General features: G+C 39.2%; 15 protein-coding genes. 8 read left to right on the top strand and 7 right to left on the bottom strand.

Going from position 1 to position 23,322, the window contains the following annotated elements; translation table 11 throughout:
• Positions 1-41: 41 nt before the first annotated feature.
• Positions 42-776 (top strand): outer membrane beta-barrel protein, encoded by a 735-nt coding sequence (locus tag D0T08_RS06930; RefSeq protein ID WP_116981870.1) that lies wholly within the window; start codon positions 42-44, stop codon positions 774-776.
• A gap of 171 nt (positions 777-947) precedes the next feature.
• Here D0T08_RS06930 and D0T08_RS06925 read toward each other — a convergent pair whose 3' ends face one another.
• Positions 948-1,400, bottom strand: coding sequence for a hypothetical protein (locus D0T08_RS06925; protein ID WP_116981869.1), 453 nt, complete (start codon positions 1,398-1,400; stop codon positions 948-950).
• Between the two features lie 125 nt (positions 1,401-1,525).
• On the opposite strand from D0T08_RS06925, the gene D0T08_RS06920 reads away from it, so the two are divergent.
• A complete protein-coding gene (locus D0T08_RS06920; RefSeq protein ID WP_116981868.1) occupies positions 1,526-1,942 on the top strand; it encodes a DoxX family protein in 417 nt (138 codons plus the stop codon).
• Positions 1,943-1,972: 30 nt separating this feature from the next.
• Here the strand turns inward: D0T08_RS06920 and D0T08_RS06915 are convergent, their stop codons facing one another.
• The 3 genes from D0T08_RS06915 to hflX all read right to left on the bottom strand — a co-directional run bounded on the left by D0T08_RS06915 (position 1,973) and on the right by hflX (position 7,468).
• Positions 1,973-3,763: an acyl-CoA dehydrogenase gene (locus tag D0T08_RS06915; RefSeq protein ID WP_116981867.1), complete on the bottom strand. Its 1,791-nt coding sequence runs from the start codon at positions 3,761-3,763 to the stop codon at positions 1,973-1,975.
• Positions 3,763-6,141 carry a ribonuclease R gene (gene rnr / locus D0T08_RS06910; RefSeq protein ID WP_116981866.1) on the bottom strand — a complete coding sequence of 793 codons (2,379 nt, stop codon included), beginning with the start codon at positions 6,139-6,141 and terminating at the stop codon, positions 3,763-3,765. Before rnr ends, D0T08_RS06915 begins: the two co-directional genes overlap by 1 nt.
• 91 nt (positions 6,142-6,232) lie before the next feature.
• Positions 6,233-7,468, bottom strand: coding sequence for a GTPase HflX (gene hflX / locus D0T08_RS06905; protein WP_116982029.1), 1,236 nt, complete (start codon positions 7,466-7,468; stop codon positions 6,233-6,235).
• A gap of 849 nt (positions 7,469-8,317) precedes the next feature.
• Here hflX and smpB point away from each other — a divergent pair.
• Both smpB and D0T08_RS06895 read left to right on the top strand, forming a co-directional pair.
• The gene (gene smpB / locus D0T08_RS06900) at positions 8,318-8,773 is read left to right on the top strand and encodes an SsrA-binding protein SmpB (protein ID WP_116981865.1); all 456 of its coding nucleotides are present in this window, start codon (positions 8,318-8,320) and stop codon (positions 8,771-8,773) included.
• Between the two features lie 33 nt (positions 8,774-8,806).
• Complete coding sequence (locus D0T08_RS06895) at positions 8,807-9,610, top strand: HpcH/HpaI aldolase/citrate lyase family protein (protein ID WP_116981864.1); 804 nt, start codon at positions 8,807-8,809, stop codon at positions 9,608-9,610.
• A 50-nt stretch (positions 9,611-9,660) separates the two neighbouring features.
• Here the strand turns inward: D0T08_RS06895 and D0T08_RS06890 are convergent, their stop codons facing one another.
• Both D0T08_RS06890 and D0T08_RS06885 read right to left on the bottom strand, forming a co-directional pair.
• The gene (locus D0T08_RS06890; RefSeq protein WP_116981863.1) at positions 9,661-12,687 is read right to left on the bottom strand and encodes a PVC-type heme-binding CxxCH protein; all 3,027 of its coding nucleotides are present in this window, start codon (positions 12,685-12,687) and stop codon (positions 9,661-9,663) included.
• A 246-nt stretch (positions 12,688-12,933) separates the two neighbouring features.
• Positions 12,934-13,278, bottom strand: coding sequence for a hypothetical protein (locus D0T08_RS06885; RefSeq protein WP_116981862.1), 345 nt, complete (start codon positions 13,276-13,278; stop codon positions 12,934-12,936).
• Positions 13,279-13,552: 274 nt separating this feature from the next.
• Between D0T08_RS06885 and D0T08_RS06880 the strand changes: the two genes are divergently transcribed.
• Both D0T08_RS06880 and D0T08_RS06875 read left to right on the top strand, forming a co-directional pair.
• Positions 13,553-14,794 (top strand): PQQ-dependent sugar dehydrogenase, encoded by a 1,242-nt coding sequence (locus D0T08_RS06880; RefSeq protein WP_116981861.1) that lies wholly within the window; start codon positions 13,553-13,555, stop codon positions 14,792-14,794.
• A gap of 187 nt (positions 14,795-14,981) precedes the next feature.
• Entirely contained in the window at positions 14,982-15,617 is a 636-nt protein-coding gene (locus D0T08_RS06875) for a TetR/AcrR family transcriptional regulator (protein ID WP_116981860.1), read from the top strand.
• Between the two features lie 82 nt (positions 15,618-15,699).
• Here the strand turns inward: D0T08_RS06875 and D0T08_RS06870 are convergent, their stop codons facing one another.
• Positions 15,700-18,561 (bottom strand): pitrilysin family protein, encoded by a 2,862-nt coding sequence (locus tag D0T08_RS06870; protein WP_116981859.1) that lies wholly within the window; start codon positions 18,559-18,561, stop codon positions 15,700-15,702.
• A 339-nt stretch (positions 18,562-18,900) separates the two neighbouring features.
• Between D0T08_RS06870 and D0T08_RS06865 the strand changes: the two genes are divergently transcribed.
• Positions 18,901-19,221 (top strand): hypothetical protein, encoded by a 321-nt coding sequence (locus tag D0T08_RS06865; RefSeq protein WP_116981858.1) that lies wholly within the window; start codon positions 18,901-18,903, stop codon positions 19,219-19,221.
• A 170-nt stretch (positions 19,222-19,391) separates the two neighbouring features.
• Entirely contained in the window at positions 19,392-23,297 is a 3,906-nt protein-coding gene (locus D0T08_RS06860; protein WP_116981857.1) for an AAA domain-containing protein, read from the top strand.
• Positions 23,298-23,322: the final 25 nt, after the last annotated feature.

Raw genomic sequence — 23,322 nt, 5'->3', positions numbered from 1 at the left:
TCTAAATATATCCAGAATAGAACATTTTAACGATTACGATTATGAAAACGCTTGTAAAAACAATTGCCGCATTAGCCGTAGCTATGACCGTAAATTTCGGAGCATCAGCACAAGAAGAAGACCACTTCGGAACTTCAAAAGAGAAAGATTACAGCCACGAAAACAAAGAAGAGCATTATGAGAGAAAACCAAGACGATACAATATGTTCTCTCGCAGAGACTTCGGTTTGTATTTGGGGTTGAATACTTATGACAGCAAAGATATGCCTGAATTGGATAACTGGAACTCTCGATATATAGGATTAAGCTGGAAGAAAAACCATCGTTTGTTGACAGGGAAACAAGTAGATGTAGCTTTAGGAACCGGATTTGAATTTGCCTGGAATAACTATATGTTAAAAGACAATATAACTTTAGCTAACCAAACTTTAGGTGCTGATTTTATAGAAGTAAAAGACGATTTGCAGAAATCTAAATTGGTGATTACCAATTTCAATATTCCGGTGATGTTACAATTTGGATTCAAAGAAAGTAAATGGATATTAGGTTTGGGTGCATACGGTGGTGCGAGAATTGACAGCTATACCAAAACCAAAGGCGAAAATGGTAACAAACGCGACCACGGTGCTTACAATATGAATAAGTTCCACTACGGTTTCGCTGCGGAACTCGGACACAAAAGCTTTACTTTATTTGCCCGTTATCAAATGACACCTATGTTTAAAGATAACAATCCTGTGAATGGTAATGGTATTATGTTTGGGATACGTTTGTAAGGATTTGTACAACAAAGTGTGGCATACCTATACTCGTCCAAGTATAGGCGTGCCACATTTATTTCTAGGACTTTATACTTTAAAGCCTTTCAAAACTCTACAACAAAGTTTATCTGAATGCTTAACCGTGCCACCCCCTTTCGCGGACGAGTAGAGGGGTGACACGGTGGGTTATATCTTCTCAAAATCCAAAGGTTGAATATCAGGTTCAACAAGTCCTAATCGGGCTTCTTTTGTGAAGAGATATTCTTTTGTATAGAAAATAAAAGCATTGCTTCTATCACTATATTTACTTTGCAGAAACTGGTTACACACCCGCTCAAAAGATTTTCCTCTAGTAGAATATCTGTTCCAGAATTCATTTAAGAGCCATACCCAGAAAACTGTAATGGTATCGTGATAACCTCCATTATCAGTATTCATCCCTCCTACCGACTCATTATATGTCGGGATATTCAATCGCATTTCAGCCAAAGCATTTTCATAACCCAATTCGGCTACGTGCCATAAACCAGTTATCAGGTGTGCTTCGTGTGTCCATTCTTTTACCGGAAGTGTTTTGGAACGGAAGCCATCAACAATATACTCAAACTCTTTCAGAGTAGAGGGAATAGGATAGTACATTTTTGAGGAATATTATTCTGAATATCTCACAAAAAACGGCTTAATATTAACGATTTCAAAATATTATTTGGTATTATTTTTCAATTTTATATTTTTTCTATATTTGCCAAAAAACTACTAATACTATGAGCCCTATTTTTGACCATACTATTCTAAAATTAATACAGGTAGCCGTTTCACTTTTTGCAGGGGTGCTTTTTCTACAATCCGGTTTTGATAAAGTGATTGATTTCAGCGGCAATAAATCTTATATACAAAGCGTATTTGCCAAGACATTCCTGAGTAGTGTTTCAACGGTTTTATTCATTGTCATTACTATTCTGGAAGTTTCAGCAGGTATCATAAGCTTCTTAGGCGGAATCTATTATTTTGTCGAGGGGCAGGCAGATTATGCTATTTTGGGCTTAGAATTGGCGACATTAGCCATCCTATCTCTCTTTACAGGGCAACGTATTGCAAAAGATTATGCAGGAGCAGCTTCGTTGGTAAGCTATTTCTTATTGATGGTTTTTGGACTGTATCTGTATACTTTGCAGGGTTAAATAAGTGTATGCCGAACGTTGCCCGAAATATTAGAACCATTCGCTTTGCATATCAATCGTTACCTGGTCGGAGCTTAATAAACGTTTTATAAGCGAGTCTGATTTTACCAGTTCATATTCATAGAAATAACGGGCAGTCATAAGTTTTCCCTGATAAAAATCACGATCACAATCATGTGCCTCTGCCAGATTTTGTTGAGCAGTAATGACTTGTTTCAACCATTGCCAACCAATGGTAATCAGGCCAAAGAGTTCCAGGTATAAAGTAGCGTCAGATAGGTATTTCTCAACTTCGCCTTTTTGTGCTAAGCCCAGCAAATGAGCCGTTACCTGTTGTGCTTTGCCTAAAGTCTTTTGCAATTGCTCGGCCAAAGGTTTCAACTCATCTATTGCAATGGCTTCTGCCAATGTTTTAGATACTTCTTCAAAGAAAATCTGTGCAGCTTTGCCATTCTGTATAGTGATTTTCCTACCTAGTAAATCAAGACCATGAATACCAGTAGTCCCTTCATGAATAGGGTGAATACGTGCCTCGCGGTAATATTGTTCAACCGGGAAATCAGTGGTATAACCGGCACCTCCTAATATCTGAACAGCTGCACTGGTAGAAAGGCAACACATTTCAGATGGATATGATTTAGCAATTGGAGTTAGGAAATCTAATAGCAATTGCGCTCTTTCTTTGGTCTCTCCTTCTGTTACATGTGCTACATCAGCCAGTTTGCTGACATACATTAACAAAGCAAACGCTCCTTCTGTAACTGCTTTTTGAAATAAGAGCATGCGCTTAACATCCGCATGATTAATAATATGCGTTTGCGGTTTGGCAGGGTCTTTCTCTAAAATTTTTCTCCCCTGTGGACGTTCTTTTGCATACGCCAAAGAAGCATGATAAGCAGCGGTTCCGATAGAAACAGCATTCAAACCCACACCAATCCGAGCCTCATTCATCATCTGAAACATGTAGTTTAAACCCTTATGAGGTTCGCCTACCAGATAGCCTTCACAATCGTCATTTGAGCCCATCATTAAGTGGGCAATAGGTGCACCTTTATAGCCCATTTTATGATAAACTCCTGCCGTAATTACATCATTGCGTATAAGTTTACCATCAGTATCTGTTCTTTGTTGAGGTACTACAAACAACGAAATACCTTTCACTCCCAAAGGTGCACCTTTGATTTTGGCTAACATCAGATGCACTACATTATCGCACACATCATGGTCGCCGCACGAAATGAATATTTTTTGTCCTCTGATTTTATAGATGCCTTCCTGTTCGGTAGGTTCTGCGGAGGTAGTAATATCAGATAATGAACTTCCGGCATTGGGTTCGGTTAAAGCCATGGTGCCTTGCCATTCGCCGGAATACATTTTTGGGGTGAAAGTTTCTATCAAAGCCTGTGAACCAAAACTACGAATCAGGTTAGCGGCTCCGGTAGTCAGAAAAGGAAAAACGCTTGCTGAGTAATTAGCTGTTTGAAAGATAAAACCTGCAGCATTAAGAACGGTAGCAGGTAATTGCTGTCCGCCCTCATCATACGAAAACCCTGCGTTTATCCATCCATCCTGCCCGAATTGCTTTACGATAGCCTTCATACCCGGATGTACCCTTATCTTGCCCTCTACCAATTGTGGCTCTTTTCTATCCATTTCGGCTAGTAAAGGATACAGCATTTTTTCGGCTATCTGCTGGGCAGCATCCAGGACCATATCGAACGATTCACGACTATGGTCCTGGAAGTAAGAGTATTGGGTAAGCGCTTCGCTATCAAGCACTTCGTATAGGTTAAACTGAATATCACGCTTTGAAAAAAACATTATCTTCTTCTACGTTTACCTTTATCTTTGTTAGAACTGTTTTGGTCTGAACTTCTATTAGAACTTCTCTTTGAACTACCTCTACCTGAGTCGCTTCTTCTGGAGCTGCTTCTTGACGAACCGCCTCTTCCATCACGACCTCTTGCTTTATTCGCCATACCTGACGATGATTTATAGGCTTTTCCTCCTACACTTACCAGTTCTAAATCCATGCTCCGGCGCTCCAGATCAGTAGCTTTCACTCTTACTTTTACAGCCTCGCCGAATGTAATGATTCGTCCGGTGCGTTTACCTACTATGCGGTAGTTCTCTTTATCCAACTCGTAGAAATCATCATTTAAATCGGCTAATCGTACCATGCCTTCACAATTGGTGGAAGTAATTTCCACGAAAATCCCGAAGTCGGTTACGCCAGTCACAACCCCATCAAAAATAGTATTATGGTCTTGCATACTCATAAACTCGACTTGCTTGTATTTGATGGAAGCACGCTCTGCTTCGGCAGCTAGTTTCTCACGTTCTGATGAATGCTTCGATTTCTTTTCATATTCTTCCAGACTCGGAGCCTTTTTCTTATCCAGATAATTCTGCAATAAGCGATGCGCCATCATATCCGGATAACGACGGATAGGCGAGGTAAAGTGACTATAATGTTCAAAAGCCAGACCGAAGTGTCCCAAAGGCTCGGTTGTATACCTGGCTTTAGACATGGTTCTTACGGCCAATTGCTCCAAGACATTCTGCACACCTGTTCCTTCCACTTCTTCCATCATCTTATTCATGGTAGTCGACAAGCCTTTCTCCGAATCGGTTCTGATAGTAAAGCCCAGACGAGCAGCAAAATTGGCAAAATTCAATAGTTTTTCCGGGTTTGGCGGTTCGTGGGTACGATATACCATTGTGTTGCCACTCCCTTCTTCTTCACCCTCCTTACTTTTCTTCTTCTTGCCGAAATTAAAGACAAACTCGGCCACTTTTTTATTAGCCAATAACATAAACTCTTCTATCAGTTTATGCGAATCTTTTCTTATCTTTAATACTACTCCCAGTGGCTTGCCCTGTGCATCCAGTCTGAATTTTACTTCATTGGTTTCAAAGTTGATAGCACCTTTCTGGAAGCGTTCTTTTTTCAGGATTTTTGCCAGATGGTTAAGCGTATGTAGCGGCTTCATATATTTGAGGGCTACCTCATCTACTACTATCTGCCCCTCTTCTATTTCTAAAATTTCCTGCGCTTCTTCGTAAGTAAATCTTTTATCTGAATGGATAATTGTTCGACCAAACCACTCACCTACTACGCGACCATCGTGAGTCATTTCAAAAACAGCCGAGAAAGTCAGTTTATCTTCATTCGGGCGAAGTGAGCATAGATTATTCGATAGTTTCTCAGGCAACATCGGGATAGTTCTGTCTACCAGATATACTGATGTAGCACGACTCAACGCTTCTTCTTCTAATCTTGTACCCTCTTTTACGTAATGCGTCACATCAGCTATATGTACGCCTACTTCGTAATTGCCATTTTCTAATTCACGGTAACTCAAGGCATCGTCAAAGTCTTTAGCATCGTGTGGGTCAATTGTGAAAGTCTGAATATGTCTGAAATCTCTTCTTTTTTGAATCTCGCTCTCCTCAATCTTCTCAGAAATAGCCTCTGCTTGTTCCTCAATTTCTTTCGGGAATCTGATAGGCAAACCAAATTCTGCCAAAATGGCGTGCATTTCAGCATTATTCTCTCCGGCTTTCCCTAAAACTTCGATTATCTCGCCAACAGCTTGTTGGGTGTTGGTAGGATAGGCATTGATTTTTACAATAACAAGGTCGTTTTTGGTAGCCCCATTGATTTTATCTTTAGGAATAAAGATATCCTCATGTAAGCTTTTATGGTCTGGTTTTACCAAGGCATAATTGCCAAAGGTTTGTACTTTACCTACTACCTCACTTCTTCCTCGCTCTAAAATTTCTATTACTTTTCCCTCCGGATTATCACCTTTACGGTAGAATTCTCCGAATGTTGCCACTTTTACCAGATCTCCGTCTATTGCTCCGTTCAGGTCGTCTGCACTTACCCAGATATCAGGTTTACCTTCTTCATGTCTGATAAATCCAAAACGTTGATTCACGTGGTCGAGACGACCAATGACTGCATTGGCTTCGGCATCGACTGTATATTTTCCTTTATCTACCTGATAAATCTTACCTTCCTGCAACAAGTCTTCTATCACCATTCCGAAGAGCATTTTTTCTTGTTTACTATGCACATCGTAATGTTGATAAAGGTCTTGCAGCGTATAAGGTTGTGTGGTATTGACCGACAAAAAGGCTAAAATCTCTGCCTTTTGCTGGTCATAATATGATTGATGTTTATTTTTTGCCATTTTACTGTTTAGCGAACCGTAAGTTCGCCTAATTATATTTATTATTTAGTTTGGTTGAATAGTGTTACTAAAGTTGTGTATTATCATTCAATTACTGCCACTCATACAATGGATTCTGAGTAGGGTCCCAGTTCGGATAAATCTTGAAATGTTTGTCCTGTACTTTGTCAAGTAAAATATCACGCAACTCTGCGATATTCTCTTTGTGTTCGGCAGAAATGAAAACTACATTCTCTGTGTTTTTAGTCAGGTAGCTTCTTTTCAGCGTTTCCAGATTACGTTTCAAATCTTCCTCTGTTACCGTTTCCAGATGCTCGTCGAGGTTCTCTTCTGATTCAGGTTTAAACAAGTCCAACTTGTTAAACACCAATACAGTCGGTTTTTCAGCAGCGCCGATTTCTGCCAGTGTTGAATTAACCACCTCAATTTGCTCCTCAAATGCCGGGTGAGAAATATCTACTACGTGAATCAGAATATCAGCCTCGCGAATTTCATCTAAGGTTGATTTGAAGGACTCAATTAATGAAGTAGGTAATTTCCTGATAAAACCAACGGTATCTGTCAATAGAAACGGGATGTTCCCTAATACTACTTTTCTAACGGTAGAATCAATCGTTGCAAACAATTTGTTTTCAGCAAATACCTCAGCTTTTGCCAGACGACGCATCAAAGTAGATTTACCCACGTTGGTGTATCCTACCAAAGCGACACGCACCAATCGGCTACGTTCTTTGCGGCGGGTAGCACTTTGTTTGTCTATCTTCTCTAGCTTATCTTTCAGAAAAGCGATTCTATCCTGTACTATCCGTTTATCCGTTTCCAGCTCTTTTTCCCCCGGACCGCGCATACCAATACCCCCTTTCTGGCGGCTTAAGTGGGTCCACATACGGGTCAGACGAGGCAATAAGTACTGATATTGCGCCAACTCCACCTGTCTTTTAGACTGGTCTGTTCTGGCACGTTGAGAGAAAATATTTAAAATCAACAGGCTTCTGTCAAGAATTTTTATATCCTTAAATGCCGCTTCCAGGTTACGTACCTGAGAGGGCGTTAGGTCGTCATCAAAAATAATGGTATCAACAGGATTCTCGATAATCCATGTTTCTATCTCTTCCAGTTTCCCTTTGCCGACAAATGTTTTCTGGTCGGCTCTATCTAATCTTTGTACAAATGTTTTTTTAGTAACAACTCCGGCTGTAGTAGCCAGAAAATTTAACTCGTCGAGGTAGTCATAGGTACGCTCGGCGTTTTGTTTCTGCGTAATCAGACCAACCAATATGGCTGTTTCCTGATGCTTTGCAGTAGAAAAAATGGGTGAATTAAGCAATTTTAAAAAATTTTGTTCCAAATAAAATAACTACTAAACTCAATGAAAAGTTTCTGCAATTAATTACACATTCTGAGCAGATTATCTTCACGAGATATTACCAACAAGCAGTATAGAAAAACCAGGTATGGAGAAGAGAAAAAGCAGTTTCTTTTTCTGTATACGATGTAAGCCTACACAAAAGCCTTGGGCTTTCGTTGGTATAAATATAAATATAACAAAAAAAATTAGAAAAATTACATTTTTTTTTGAATAAATTTACGTGCCAATTAAAAATACCACTTTAAGAGGACTAAAAATATTTAATTTACTGATTACCAGCAACTTAACTACATATGTATCCTTTTAATAAATCAATCAGGGAACTTGGCATAGTTTTAGAGTGTTAATTTCAGCGTTGTTGAAACATGAAAAAACAGGTATAATAACGTGTTCTTGTAAGAAAAATCTTAATTTAATTGCGTTTTCATGTTTTATATCATAAATTGCGCTACTTAACAGTAATACTCGCAAATATTAAATAGGGATACACAATTTGAGGAGTTAGATACGTGAAATGAGGGTCGATTTTTTGTATCATAAAATTATTTAAATTTGCTCCGGGACGTTTCATCAATTGTGAAATGTCTCACTTGGAATCGAATCCAGATAGAGCTTATACATGGATTATTAGGAAAGCACGTAAGTCGGAATCCCTGTCACTATTTTTGAGGCAGGGATTTTTTTTATTTTTAAATTTGTAATGAGAATAACTTTACCTAACGAACCTCTTAGTTTTTTGTGTATTTGTTAGAACAAAGTTTGTCAAAAAAAGTATAGTCTTTATGCGCTATACAACAGTATATACTTATGAAAGAGAAAATTGCAAAAAAGATTGACGTATTTAATAAAAAGGCAGGTTTTGAGTATTTCTTCCTGGAGAAATATGATGCGGGAATGGTATTGACAGGAACTGAGATTAAGTCGATACGGATGAATAAATTCAATATGACGGATGCCTATTGTTTCTTTGTTGATGGTGAATTGTTTGTCAAAAACCTGAATATATCTAAATATGATCAGGGAACAATCTATAACCACGAGCCATTGCGTGACAGAAAATTATTGTTAAAAAAGCGCGAGTTGAAGCGCCTGGATAACAAACTCACGGATAAAGGTCTGACTGTGATACCCACTCGTTTATTTATCAATGATGGCGGATTAGCTAAATTAGAAATAGCCCTAGCCAAAGGGAAAAAACTATATGATAAACGTGACACCATTAAAGAGAGAGATGTGTCACGTGAAAGAATGAGAGAGGAATAGTATGAATATTAACCACCAAAATCTGTAAGTCGAATGCGCCCCAACCGATTGAAACAACTGTGGAAAGAAGATAAAACTGTAGTAAATGCCTGGGTTACGATTCCGTCCTCGTGGACAGCCGAAGTAGTGGCTCATTGCGGTTTTGATGCTATGACGATTGACGCCCAGCATGGATTAGCAAGTGATCATATGACGATTCTGACCATGTTTCAGGCTATTTCTACTACCGATACAGTTCCATTGGTAAGAGTTCAATGGAATGACCCTGCCTCTCATATGAAGATGCTAGACATGGGCGCCTATGGAATTATATGCCCGATGATAAACACCCGCGAGGAATCTGAAAGTTTTGTTGGTGCTTGTCGTTATGTACCTGACGGATATAGAAGTTTTGGGCCGGTGAGAGCCAGTGTATATGGTGGTGAAGGTTATTTTGAGAAATCGACAGAAGAGATTGTGACGATGTCAATGATTGAAACGGTTGAGGGTCTGAAAAACGTAGAAGATATTGCTAAAACGCCTACCATGACAGGCTTATACATAGGACCCTGGGATCTGAGTATTTCTATGAGGCGCCCCCGTCAGGGCGATTTTGATGATGTTGAATTACTAAACGCTTTTGATAAAGTATTGAATGCCTGCACCAAGAATAACCTGATTGCCGGGATTCAGTGTCCATCTCCCGAAGTGGCTATCAGAATGTCAGAAATGGGATTCAGATTTGTAACAGCTGCCAACGATACTACTTTGTTGAAACAAGGAGCGGTTGATACGGTGAAAACATTCCACCATAAAACCATCAGCGAGCCTAAGAATGTAAGTAATCCTTATGCCTAAGTTTATAGAAGATATTAATTTATTAAATAGGAGAGGTTTTGTAGCCTCTCTTATTTATTTTGAATGAATGCTATCAGATCAGCCATTTCTTTTACACTGATGGCATTTTCTAAGCCATTAGGCATAATAGAAGTTTCTGATTTTACCATTTTGGCAACGTCCTTTTTCTGTATCACACTTTCTTTCCCCCCTACTTCTCTAAGTGTGAGCACGTTGGCATTTTCCTGTAATATCAAGCCTCCCATGGATGTGCCATTCTTAAAAGTCAACGTCCAGAAATCGTATTTATCGGCAATTGAGTTATTCGGATTAATAATCTCGGTTAGAATCGAATTAGCATTGCGGCTTCTTAGAGTTGACAGGTTAGGGCCGAAGTTTACGCCATTTACTCCCTCAATTTGATGGCAGGTGGCGCAATTTGTTTCGAATACCTTTTTGCCGTTAGCTTGTACGCCTTTCATATCCAATGCCTTCATATAGGTTTGTAAAACAGCCTTACGGTCTTCATTTACGGCCAATACTTTGCGTGCAAACGCACGGATATTAGTTTCTTCATAATTCATTAGATCAACCATTTGCCGCCAGCCTATGGCTGATTTATCAATTCTTTTTTGTTCTAAAGCAGTTAATAATAAAGGAATACGTTCTGGTTTCGCCATTAACAATTCGACTACTTTTTGCTGAATCGGTGCAGAGAAATTCTTAAACTCTTTCAATAAGAAATCGAAGGTAGATCTATCTCCGATTTTACTTAGGGTTTTCAAGACACTTGCCTGTACTACTTCTGGTTCTTTTGTGGTTAGTATCTGCAAAAAGTCTTTTTTATAGGCATTAGCATTAGCTATTGACAATAACTTTACTGCATCAGCACGAAGCTTTTCATCCTGGCTTTTATCGGTTAATATATCTTTTGCCTCCCTGATTTTTCCTGCGCCACTCCCACCTTTTGGCAAACCGGTTACTTCTAATAAATTCAGACAAGCACTTCTGTATTCAGGTGAACTATTGGCTGAGAAAGCCATTAACAAGCGGTCTTTATCTGCATCAGTCAATGGAACAGTAATACCCTTATAATGCCAGAGTTTTGAGATACCGCTCAAAGTAGCTGCTTTCCACCAATCATCGTTCGCGTTTTCTCCTGTAGTACTGATGTAAGAAAAAATAGCTGCAAATACCTCCTTGTTGCCGCTATTGGCAATGGTAGCACCTATATTGGAGAAAAATTCTGCGGTTTCTTCTGATTTTTCTTTGGACAGTTCTTTCACGGCAAAATCAAATACCTGATTCTCTTTTCCTGCAAACGAAGCAATACAGGCTACTCCTATCCATTTATCATGAAAGTCTCTTTTCAATATATCCAGACGGGCTTGTTCTGATTCAAGTGTTTTTACAAAACCGAGGGTATTCAGTAATTGAAATCTTACTTTGTTATTGCCGTCATTGTGTAAGCCAACAAGTTCTTTTTTCAGTTTTTCAGTATCAGATTTGGCAGGCAATTGATTGATATAATTTTCGGCTACTTTAATGCCATTTTCTCTAACGCCTGCTTCATCATCACGAAAAGCCTGAATAATATCCTGAACCTCTATAGTCTTCAGCCCATCCAATAACCATAACGCATGAATCTTTGCTTCGGCTAAGGTGCTTTTACTAATAATGTCTCTTAGGGCGTTAGTAACGCCCTTTGCCTGACGTTGCAATAATAATCTTTGCGCTGTGCGACGATACCAGATATTCTCGTTTTCCAGCAATTTTACCAGTTCAGCATCTGATTGTTTGGATAGATTGAGTTTATTAAGCCAATCCATTGGCAAACCTTTTTCCGGAACCACTCTATAAATTCTACCTTTATCTGTACCATTATATAAAGCACCTGATTTGTTGATTTCGTCTGACATCCATTCGGGGTGTTCAACAATCTGACGGTAATAGTCAATCACATATAAAGCACCATCAGGCCCGATATAGAAATTCACCGGACGAAACCAATCATCTTTCGATGCTAAAAATTCTGATTTTTCATTCAGGCGACTTGCCGTAAAACTTGCACCCGATTGTTTAATTACATCAGCATGTACCAGATTATGCACAGGTTCCCCTACAAAAGTTACATCTTTGAATTTATCTCCGAATGCTCCACCTAAATACCAGGTAACCCCACAGGAAGAAGTAATTACACCCACATCAGTCAATAACTGGTGATTAGGATTCTGGGTAATCGGATAAATCTCGGCTGCGTTACCATGGTCTGAAATATCCTGACTGGCATTAGAAACCAATAAATTCGGGTTATTTTTCAGGTATTGGCTGGCTAAAACCTCATGAAACAGGTGGTCAGCATTGCTGGTATACAAATGATGCCCCCAGGCATCCATCGTGTGGCCAAATTGGGTTTCACCGGATACTTCTTCTACCTGATAAGTATCAGGCTTAAATCTCACGGCACGACCGTTGGCATTTTTACCTAAGGTTTGACCGTTAGGTTTATCCGGGAAATAGATATTTTGCCCTTCATCACCAAACTCTTTTTTATAGACAAATGGGGTTACCACGGCTTCATGCCCCAGGTAAATCCAGTTATCTATTTCAAAACGGGGCGTATTCAGGTTATGCTGAGGATTTGAAAGCGCAAAGCCTGTCAGCATTACTTTTCTTATATCTGCCTTGCCATCGTTATTGGTATCTTCCAGATAAATCACATCAGGCGTATCGGTGATGATAATGCCTTTATTCCAGCGCATAATACCTGTGGGTAATCGTAGACTATCGGCAAAAACGATACTTGTATCAGGATAGCCATCATTATTGGTATCTTTCAGCAATTTTACTTTTCCGGTTCGGGTTAAATCCAAGGGGTAGCCATGCATTTCAACCACATACATATTTCCATCTTCGTCTACTTCCATTGCCACGGGATCTGCTACTAAGGGTTCTGCAGCTACCAGTTCCACCTTAAAGCCATCCATCACACTAATGGACTCCAACGCCTTCTGGTGTTCGGGTGAAAGTATAGGTTGTTGTGTTTTTTGCTGACAAGATAAAAGCAAGCTTAGCGAAATCAGGGAAAGGTAACGCATAGAAGGAATATTCAGAGAGTTAGAGTCTGTTGGTAAATTACTAAAAAATAAGCGTTTATACTCGTTGAAACCGAAATTAAAATCCTGGGTTACGATAATTTTCCGGCTTATGCAGCAGGGAGAGCTACGAAATGCAGTCTTGTTCCCACTTTTATTCTCCGGCTTATTTTTTTATATACTATCAGACACAAAAAAAGGGCTATTCAAAGCCCTTTTCATATGATAAATCAGCACTAGTATTACAGCTTATTTCTTCAGATATAATCTTCTCAAAGCCCCTGCCACAAAACTGAAAACTAAAGACTGAGCCACTGCTATATGTGAAGTAAACATAGCGAGGTCTTCACTAATAGGCTTGATAGGTTTGAGATAGTAAAAACATATCACAATTGAGGCTTGTATCAAGGCAAGAATCCAACCTCTGCGTGGTTCTAAGAAACCAATCAGGAAACTTGAAAGTGCTATGATAGACATGGCCCAGTATCCGGTTTCGACATGAAAATTGGTATAAGCGATTAAAGAGCCGGTACCTATGGCGACTAATATATTTCGTGCTAGTAGTAAATACGGGTTATTTATTTTGGCTGTCATTGGAGTAATATTAAAATTTAGAACAAATGTACTAAAATATAATTTATTAGAACAAATGTTCTAATAATAATTTATCTAAAATCATCAAAAATCTATATGGGGCAACTTTTTCATATAATGAAACGGCGAAAGGCTCTCAAAAGTAAATTTATTTCTCTCTGTTTCAGCCATTTTGCTTTCAATTTAGTTATATATACTAATCGTCTTAAATGCATCTCCTTAGTAATGTTATTAGCTTTTAAGACCCTATTGATCACACAAATAAAACACAACAATGAAAAAAGAAATGCTAACCATTCTGGCAGCTATACTGCTTGGTCTATCTTCTTGCAAAAACAATTCTCAGAAAGCTCCGGAAACTACTGCTGACGGCGAAACTATCTCAACTTTAGCTTCAGTAGAAAAGGAAAATCCCAATACAGATTACAAGCCTGCCTTTGTCGGACAAACAAGGATAGCAGCTGTAACAACGCAGACCCCTTATGAGGGCAAAGTTTTGACAAAAGACCTGAAAAAACCCTGGGGTATTGTGGGTTTACCAGATGGTAGGTTGTTGATTACAGAAAAAGAAGGAACCATGCGAATTGCTACTAATACAGGCACACTTAGTGAGCCAATTAAAGGTATCCCTGAGGTAGATTCTAAAGGACAAGGAGGTTTATTAGGGCTAACGCTTGACCCTGATTTTAGCACTAATCGTATGATTTTCTGGGTTTTCTCAGAAAAACGTCCTGGTGGGAATCTGACTGCAGTAGCCAAAGGAAAACTTTCAGCCGACGAGAAAACTATTGAAGGGGCCACGGTTATCTACAGAGCCACTCCGGTTTATGATGGCGATAAACACTTCGGCGGTAGAATCTTAGTTGATAAAAGCGGTAACTTGTTTGTAAGTACCGGAGAGCGTTCAGATATTGAAACCCGACCACAAGCACAGCAATTAAATTCGGCTTTGGGTAAGATATTGAGAATAACCAAAGATGGTAAGCCAGCCAGTGGCAACCCTTTTGTCGGGAAGGGAGATGCCAGACCTGAGATATATGCCTATGGTAACCGGAATGTACAAGGATTAGCCTTTCACCCTACCACAGGTGATTTATGGGAAAATGAGTTTGGCCCTAAAGGAGGTGATGAACTAAATATTATAAAAGCCGGAAAAAACTATGGCTGGCCTATTATAACCTATGGTGTTGAATATAAGGGGCCAAAGATTGGAGCCGGTATTCAGCAGCAGGAAGGGCTTGAACAACCTGTTTATTACTGGGACCCGGTTATATCAGCCAGCGGTATGACTTTCTTTAGCGGCGATGTTATACCAGAATGGACAAATAATCTTTTTCTGGCCTGTTTAAGTGCAAAACACATAGATAGGTTAGTCATTAAAAACAATAAAGTAGTTGGTGAAGAGAGATTGCTGGAAACAGAAAAACAACGATTCCGTGATATTACGCAAGGCAAAGATGGAGCTTTGTATGCCGTTACGGATGAAGGAAGATTATATAGAATATTTACGAAGTAATTAAATTATTAGTATCAGCGAATAAAACGGTGCGCCGTCTCGGTCACCGTCTAATTAAACAAAGGTTTTTTATTATGTAGAGCCGACTCAAGTCGGCTTTATTTATTTAAACGCAACACAAAATTAGAACATTTGTTCTAATTGAGTTTTTTTTCGTATCTTCGCTGAAAAATTCCCTGATTCTTACATGACTACCAAACAACGGATTCTTCACACATCATTACAATTATTTAATCAGCATGGAGTTGATACGATTACGGTCAGGCATATTGCTAAAGAATTAGGCATGAGTCATGGAAATTTGTGTTACCATTTTCCGAATACTGATGCTATTGCTGAAACGCTTTATGAGCAGTTGATAGAAGAATTGAATAATGTATTGCATGAACCTGCTCTGTTTAATGCAGTCAACCTGCAAACCCTTTATAATCTATGCGCTTTTGTCTTTGAAAGACTCTATAAATACAAGTTTCTCATACAGGATTTTATCAGCCTTACCCGAAGGAATCCGAGTCTGAAACAAAAACACCGTGATTTGGTCAATAGCCGAAGAATATTCTTTAGAATGGGAATGGATGCCGGTATACAAGCCGGGTTTCTAAAGCCTGATATTATAGAAGGACAATACGAAAACTTTTTCAATCAGCTTTTTATTATTGGCGATTTCTGGCTGGCTAGTGCCGAGATTTTGTTTGAGGGCAAAGAAGAAGACAAATTACCAACTTATCTGAATATTGCTTTTACATTGATAGTGCCTTATCTGACTGAGAAGGGTTTGAATGAGTATAAAGGATTATTAAAACGAACGGAGTCGGCTAATTAACCGACTCCGTTTGTTTACTAATTCTATGCAGTATGCGAGCTGGAAGCGACTGTCGCTCGGCTCGCGCCACATGCTACTATTATCAATTCTTTCCGCTTCCCTGAACACCAGAGGTTGTGCCCGTTCCACCGGTTGCCGGTTTTTTATCGAAATCTCCTGCTTTTACGATAGAGATTTTTTTAGGGTCAACGTGTTTCTTCATCGCTGCGTTTACCTGTTCTGCTGTTAGTGCTTCTACTTTTTTCTCAAAGTCAGCGTCAAAAGCCAAAGTTCTGTCATAATATAAATAGTTATTCAAACGGCTTGATAACTCATTATCCTGCGAACGAGATACACTGCGGCTTTGCAACCAACCTGATTTAGCTGCTTTCAGTTCTTCTTCGGTAAAGCCCTCAGAAACCACTTTGTTCATTTCTTCAAAGAAAGCTTTTTCAAGTTTCTCAGCGTTTTCAGGCGCATAGATAGCATAAGTCATGAAGCTGCCAGATTTATCGAAAGGCGCACCCGATAATTGCGAACCTACCCCATAGCTAAGACCCTCCTTCTGACGGATTCTAACAGCCAGACGAGAGCTTAGGAAACCACCGCCTAACATATAGTTACCCAAAATAAGGGCAGGGTAATCTACATCAGTATCCTGTAAAGGCAAGTTTACACCTGCTAAGAAAAGGGCATTGGCTTTATCCGGTGTCTTAATAGCAGCAGCACTTGGGGCAATATCCTGATAAACTGCCTGAATACGTTTGAACGGAATCGGGTTTTTCCAATTGCCCAGAGATGTGCTGATGATGCTTTTAACAGCTGGTTCATCAAAATCACCTACTACCGAAACTGTAGCTGCTGAAGCGCCGTAGAAATCAGTATAAAACTTCTTTACATCTTCCAGTTTCACGTTTTTCACGTTCTCTAATTGCTCATCCAATGTTCCTACATAACGCACATCGCTTTTCGGATATGGGTTCATGGTACGTTGGAATGCTGTGAAAGCAAGACCTTGTGGGTCGCTTTTTTGTGCTTCTATCTGTGCAATATTTTCTTGTCTAAGTTTCTCGAACTCATTGGCATCAAATACGGGATTTTTCAGAATGTCAGTTACGATAGCCAGGGCTTTCGGTAAATTTTCCTTATTTGACTCGATATTTACCACGATATTATTACCGCCGCCACCAACAAATACCTGAGACTTGATTTTATCCAGACTATCTTTGATTTGCTGACGTGTCAGGTTTTTAGTACCCTTGTTTAATAATGAAGCAGTAAATGACGAAATTGTTTGTTTGTTTTGCAGGCTTTGTTCGTCACCGATTCTTAAAGTAATATTGGCTCTCACCGTATTACCACGTGTCGACTTTTGCAATAAAGCATATTCAAGGCCATTAGGCTCTTGTCCACGTTTAGTACGGTTTTCAATATTAGACGGAGATGGGTCGAATGCTTCTCCTTGCGCTACTACCGCACGGCCTTTGTAGTTTTTCACTAAATCATCTACATTCGGGGCTTCTGGCACTTTTACACGGTCAGGCGTTTCTTCTGGAATGAATAAACCAATCGTACGGTTCGATGGCTTGAAGTAGAATTTCGCCACACGTGCTACATCAGCAGGTGTGATTTTTTCTATGGCATCACGGTAAATATATACCAGACGCCAGTCGCCTGCACCGATATATTCGCTTAATTGCAGACCTGTTCTTTCGGTATTACGCAAAGTCAGTTCAAGTCCTTTGATTATTTCGTTCTTGGCGCGGTCTACGTCTTCTTTGGTAATTTCCATTGTTGGAACAGCATCCAGTGTAGCCAAAAGGGTCTTTTTAGCATCTTCCAAATCTTTGTCTTTCAAGACTGATGCACCAAAATATAAGATTGTCGGGTCTTTATTGGTGAACGAATAGGCGTATTGACCTGATGCCTTTTTGGTTTCAACTAGAGCTTTATAGATTTTACCCGCAGGTTCGCTGGTCAGAATACCTTGCAAAACGTCTAAAGCCGGATAATCAGGGTGAGCATTACCACAGATATGGTAAGCAGCTCCAACCGCTTGTACATCACCTACGCGGCGCAAGGTTACTGAGCGCTCGCCATCCTGTACCGGTTCAACAGTATAAGTTGGCTGTAAAACGCGTGTCGGACGAGGGATATAGCCAAAGTATTCATTGACCATTTTAATGGTTTTGGCTTCGTCAATCTTTCCTGCTACTAACAACACCGCGTTATCAGGTTGATAGTATTTTCTGTAAAATGCCTGCAGATTATCAATAGGAACACGCTCAATATCTTCACGTGAACCGATGGTTGAGTTACCGTAGTTGTGCCATAAATAAGCGGTTGAAATCACTCTTTCGCTCAATACACTTTCAGGGTCGTTTTCACCCATTTCAAATTCATTTCTTACTACCGAGAATTCTTTCTCTAAATCTTCTTTCTTAATAAATGAATTCACCATGCGGTCAGACTCCAGGTCTAAAGCCCATTTCAGGTTTTCTTCAGTCGCCGAGAACGTCTCGAAATAGTTGGTACGGTCAAGCCAGGTAGTACCATTCGGACGAGCACCGTGGTCGGTCAATTCCTGTGGGATATTGGTGTGTTTGGTTGAACCTTTAAACACCATGTGTTCTAATAAGTGAGCCATCCCTGTTTCGCCATATCCTTCGTGGCGGGAACCTACCAGATAGGTAATGTTTACAGTAATGGTTTGTTTTGATGGGTCGGGGAACATCAGAACCTTTAGGCCATTGCCTAATACATATTCTGTGATTCCTTCTACTGAAGTAACTCGTACCGGGTCTGGAATAACCGGTTTTTCAGCCATAGCTGCAGCGTCGCCTTTTTTCTTTCTTTTCTTCTTTTCTTTTTTCTGGGCAAAAACATCGCCGCCAAACAAGAAAAGTCCCACAAGCAAAGTAATAGCCATCTGCCTGATTGGAAATTGTCGGTAGGTTTTTAACATAATTTTGAGGAGTAATAAGGAATAAAATACAAATAAACGCCAAAATAAGCATAAGTTTTGGAGCCTATACTTACTCTGTCGTTTTTAATTTTGTTATAACGAATTAATCGAAATAAATAATTTAATCCAAACACAAAATGTTAAGGTGTGTTAAAGGTTGATGAATGGTTTTATCTTTGTTACGTTTAGAGCGGATTGATGTTGAACTGGCTTAAAGAAATTAAAAAAGACTCGTAAAATTCGGAGAAGAACACAACAATCTGATTTTGAGAGAAACCTCTCTTAATACTTTGAAAATAAGATTTAAAGCCAGAAATTTATTGCATTACGATTATTGCTATGGAGGAAGAGAAAATGAAAATTAACACAGGTAATTTCGGAGTGTGTCAGAGTACCAGCCACAAAAACGGCATCAGAAAAGGTTACCAATATGGTGGGAACCTTTTGAAAGAGGACAGGAATGGTTACCAAGTACCAGCCACTCAAGTGGCATTAGAAAAGGTTACCAATATGGTGGGAACCTTTTTGAAAGTGGACTGGGATGGTATAAAAACTATCACACTAGCGACCACTCAAATAGACCCAAAAAAGGTTACCAATATGGCCCTTTTTGAAAGAGGGCAGGAATTGTTACCGGATTCTTGGGATAACGACCACTAAATTGGCATCGAAAAAGGTGACTGATATGGTGGGAACCTTTTTGAAAAATGGCAGGGATGGATTCCCAATTATCAAGCTAACAACTAAGGAAAATACTATAAATAGTATAAAACTCGTTTCAGAGAAGACAAAAAAAAATATAGTAGAAATACCCGGTATTAAGAAATAAATTGCAGAAACTACTCAAAACATACCTTCGCAGGCTGACTAACCTTACTTCACGTAACAGGTCACTTTTACTATTAAGTTTACCACAAGAACAATTTCTTGATTTACATAGTCTGAATTTTTTAGACAATAAGCCCTCTTTTGACTATATCCATCAGTTAATTAGTCAGAAAAACCAGATTCTACTCTGCGATGTACAGGATAGTCGCTATGATAAAGTAAATGAAGTAAGCCAACGCCTGCGCAAACTGGCAAGAACAGAGAATTTTATTGAAGAAGAACGTGGGGCTAAAGACTTATATGTGGCCTATCCGTTTGTAAAAGGGAAATTGTCTGATGGAACCACCGTGCGTTGTCCGCTGCTTTTCTTTCCGGTTACGCTAAAAACCAATGGTAAAAAGTGGATTTTAGAGCAGAGAGACGAGCCTGTGAGTTTGAACAGAAGTTTTTTGCTGGCTTATTCTTATTTCAATCAGATAAAACTGCCTGATGAATGGCTGGAGAAATCATTCGAGGACTTTGATAAAGATAGTCTGGCTTTCAGAACACAATTATATGAATTATTGAAAGATAGTCCGGTTGAAATTAATTTCAATCAGGAGCTTTTTCAGAATCAACTGATTGATTTTGAAAAACTGGCTAAATCGGAGTTGGAAAGTAGCGAGCGAAATGGAGAATTGAAACTGTATCCACAAGCAGTGCTAGGGATTTTCCCACAAGCGGGTTCCTATTTGGTACCGGATTATGAGCAATTGATTGAAAATGCTGAAGAGGGACATTATGAATTAGATACTTTCGAGGAGTTATTTCAACACTCTTCCCCACCCAATCCCCGACCTGTATTTAAGGAAGAAACAGCCTTCCTGCCCTTTGCGATTGATGCTTCGCAGGAAGATGCCATCAAGCAGGTAAAAGAGGGTTATTCGATTGTAGTACAAGGGCCTCCTGGTACAGGAAAATCACAAATGATTGCCAACCTGATTGCTGATTTTACGGCACGCGGGAAAAGGGTATTAGTGGTTTGTCAGAAGCGTGTGGCTTTGGATACTGTTTACCAGCGCCTGCAAAAAGTGGCTATGACTGATTTTGTAGCCTTGATTCATGATTTCAAGAATGATAGAAAGGCACTTTTCGAAAAAATTGCCGGACAAATAGAACGGATTGAAGATTTCCAGAAGAAAAATAAAGGGCTTGATGCGATTTTTCTGGAGCGTAATTTTACACAAATCAGCCGTAGAATTGATAAGATTTCGGAAGAATTGCAAAGTCTGAAAAATGCGCTTTTTGATGAATCTGTTTGTGGTATCTCAGTAAAAGAATTGTATCTGAGCAGTAGCCTGAATAAGCCTTCGATTGATCTACAGGACTTGTATCGTTCTTTCTCGTTCAATGAATTAGCTGATTTTGAGGGTCGATTAAATCGTTATCTGCAATATGAAGCTAAGCTTCGAATCGGAGCAGGTTATGATTTCTGGCAATTACGCAATTCGTTCAGCAAAAGAACTTTTACTGACCTTGTAAAAATCATAGATACGATTGAGGCAGTCATTGCTTTTCAGGCAAAGAATGGTCAGTTATTTTCTATTATCAAACTGAATCAATTTGATGAAAACACCGTACAGGATTTTATCCGATATTTTGAGAACGCACAGGTAGGAGAGATTTTTACCTCGATTGTTCAGGAGAAGAAATTCATTAGCAATCGCCAGTTTGATTTAGAGAAAACCTATGCTGAATTAGAACAACTGTTTACTCAGGATGGTATCGAGCAAAGTATTCCTGCCAGAGACTTATTGTTCAGAAAAACTCAGGTAGAAAAAGCACATTCTGCCAGTCAATCTGGTGTTAATTCGCTTGTCTGGAAATTCTTTTCAAAAGATAAACGAGATATTGAAATCTTGTTGGCGCAAAACAGGCTTCCATTAAGTGAATCGGGCTTGCAAATACTTAATAAGAGAATTAATCAACGTATTACTTTTGAAGACATCAAGGAAAAGCTAAGCAAGAAAGAGATTGTAATTGATGCACAAGAGAGCTGGGAGTCGATTAAAATTCAGTTGCATAACTATATTCTCGCTAATAAAGCGTACGATATTTATCAGCAAGAGGACTTTATCCGTCGCCAAACTACTGATATTTTCACTCACTCAAATGTATTTTCTCTCAATCCATTCAAAGCTTTAGCAAAGCTGATTGTGGATACAAAATTAGAGTTTGTGCAATGGCAATTATACTTATCGTATCATCAAATCGAAAAATTGGTTGATAAACCTGAAGCAAAACAAGAGTTCGTTACCTATCTGAAGCAAAAATTTGACTTATTAGTTGAGGCTGATGAATTAAAAGAGTCGTTTAATTCTACTGAATTAGAAGTAATAAAGCGATTGATAAATTATGAAAATTCAGAGGTAACTACTTCTGATTTAACAGAAGTAGTTCTGAACTCTTTACGGATAGCCTGGACACAGCATATCGAAACTCTTTATCCTATTTTGCGCGGAGTCAGTTCTTTAAAAGTAGAGCAATTAGAGACCGAATTGCAGGAATGTGTTCTCAAAAAACAGGAGCTAAGTCAGGAAATACTATTGTTGAAATTACGTGAACAGACTTATCAGGATTTGGTAATTAATCGTCTGCAAAATGTAGTTACCTATCGGGAATTACAACACCAGACTACTAAAAAACGTAAACTCTGGTCGGTTCGAAAACTTCTGGAAAATCATTCGGAAGAAATTTTCAAACTGATTCCTTGCTGGATGGCCTCACCTGAGTCAGTATCAGCCATATTCCCTCTATCCGGACAAAATCCAACTGATTCACTTTTTGATTTAGTGATTTTTGATGAAGCCTCTCAGTGTTTTGCTGAAAATGGTATTCCGGCCATTTATCGGGGTAAACAAGTGGTAATTGCCGGAGATTCTAAACAATTGCAGCCTACGGACTTATACCAGATTCGTTACGATGAAGATGCCGAAGATGAACATCTCCTGGAAATAGATTCTCTGCTCGACTTAGCGGCACAATACCTACCTCAGGCTTGGTTGAAAGGACATTATCGTAGTCATTCTTTAGATCTGATAGATTTCTCAAATCAGCATTTCTATAAAAACTCATTACAATTACTGCCGCATTATACAGAAATCAGTAAGAATAAGCCTGCTATCAGCTATATCAAACTGGATGGCTATTGGGAAAATAATACGAATCCGACTGAGGCACAAAAGGTATTGGAAATTGTAGAAGATTTGAAACGCAAAGCCCCATCGAAAACAATCGGCGTAGTTACTTTCAACTTTAAACAAGCGGATTTAATTTATCAGACTATCTCACCCGTTCTAGGCGAAGACTGGGGTGTAATTAAGAATATTGAAAATATTCAGGGAGATGAGTATGATATTGTAATCTTCTCAGTAGGGTATGCCCCAAATCTGAAAGGTAAGCTCTTAATGAATTTCGGTAGTCTGAATCAGCAAGGGGGTGAAAATCGCTTGAATGTAGCAGTTACCCGTGCACGGGAATTTATCTATATTGTGAGCAGTATTCTTCCTCATCAATTACAGGTAGACCAGGCCCAGAACTTAGGACCTAAATTATTGAAAAAGTATCTGGAGTATGCACTTGAAGTATCACAAGGAAATTATTCCCCTGAACCTTATACAACCGAGAAATTTAATACCCGATGGTTGCTAAAAAATCAATTAGTGAGAGAAAACCGAGGATTCTATCTGGAGTTACCTTTTGCCGATATTACTGTAAAGGATGAAGGTAACTACGATTCGTTGATTTTAACAGATGATGATTTGTATTACGAGAGCATTACGCCGAAAGATGCACATGCTTATCTGCCGATAAGTCTGCGGGCTAAGGGCTGGAAATTTGAAAGACTTTGGAGCCGTAACACGGAATGATATGGATATTCCGTGTTACGCCCTT

Source organism: Emticicia sp. C21 (assembly GCF_003418935.1).
Lineage (GTDB): Bacteria > Bacteroidota > Bacteroidia > Cytophagales > Spirosomataceae > Emticicia.
Note: the sequence above shows the minus strand (reverse complement) of the source record. Positions and strands in the feature narration are given on the sequence as shown.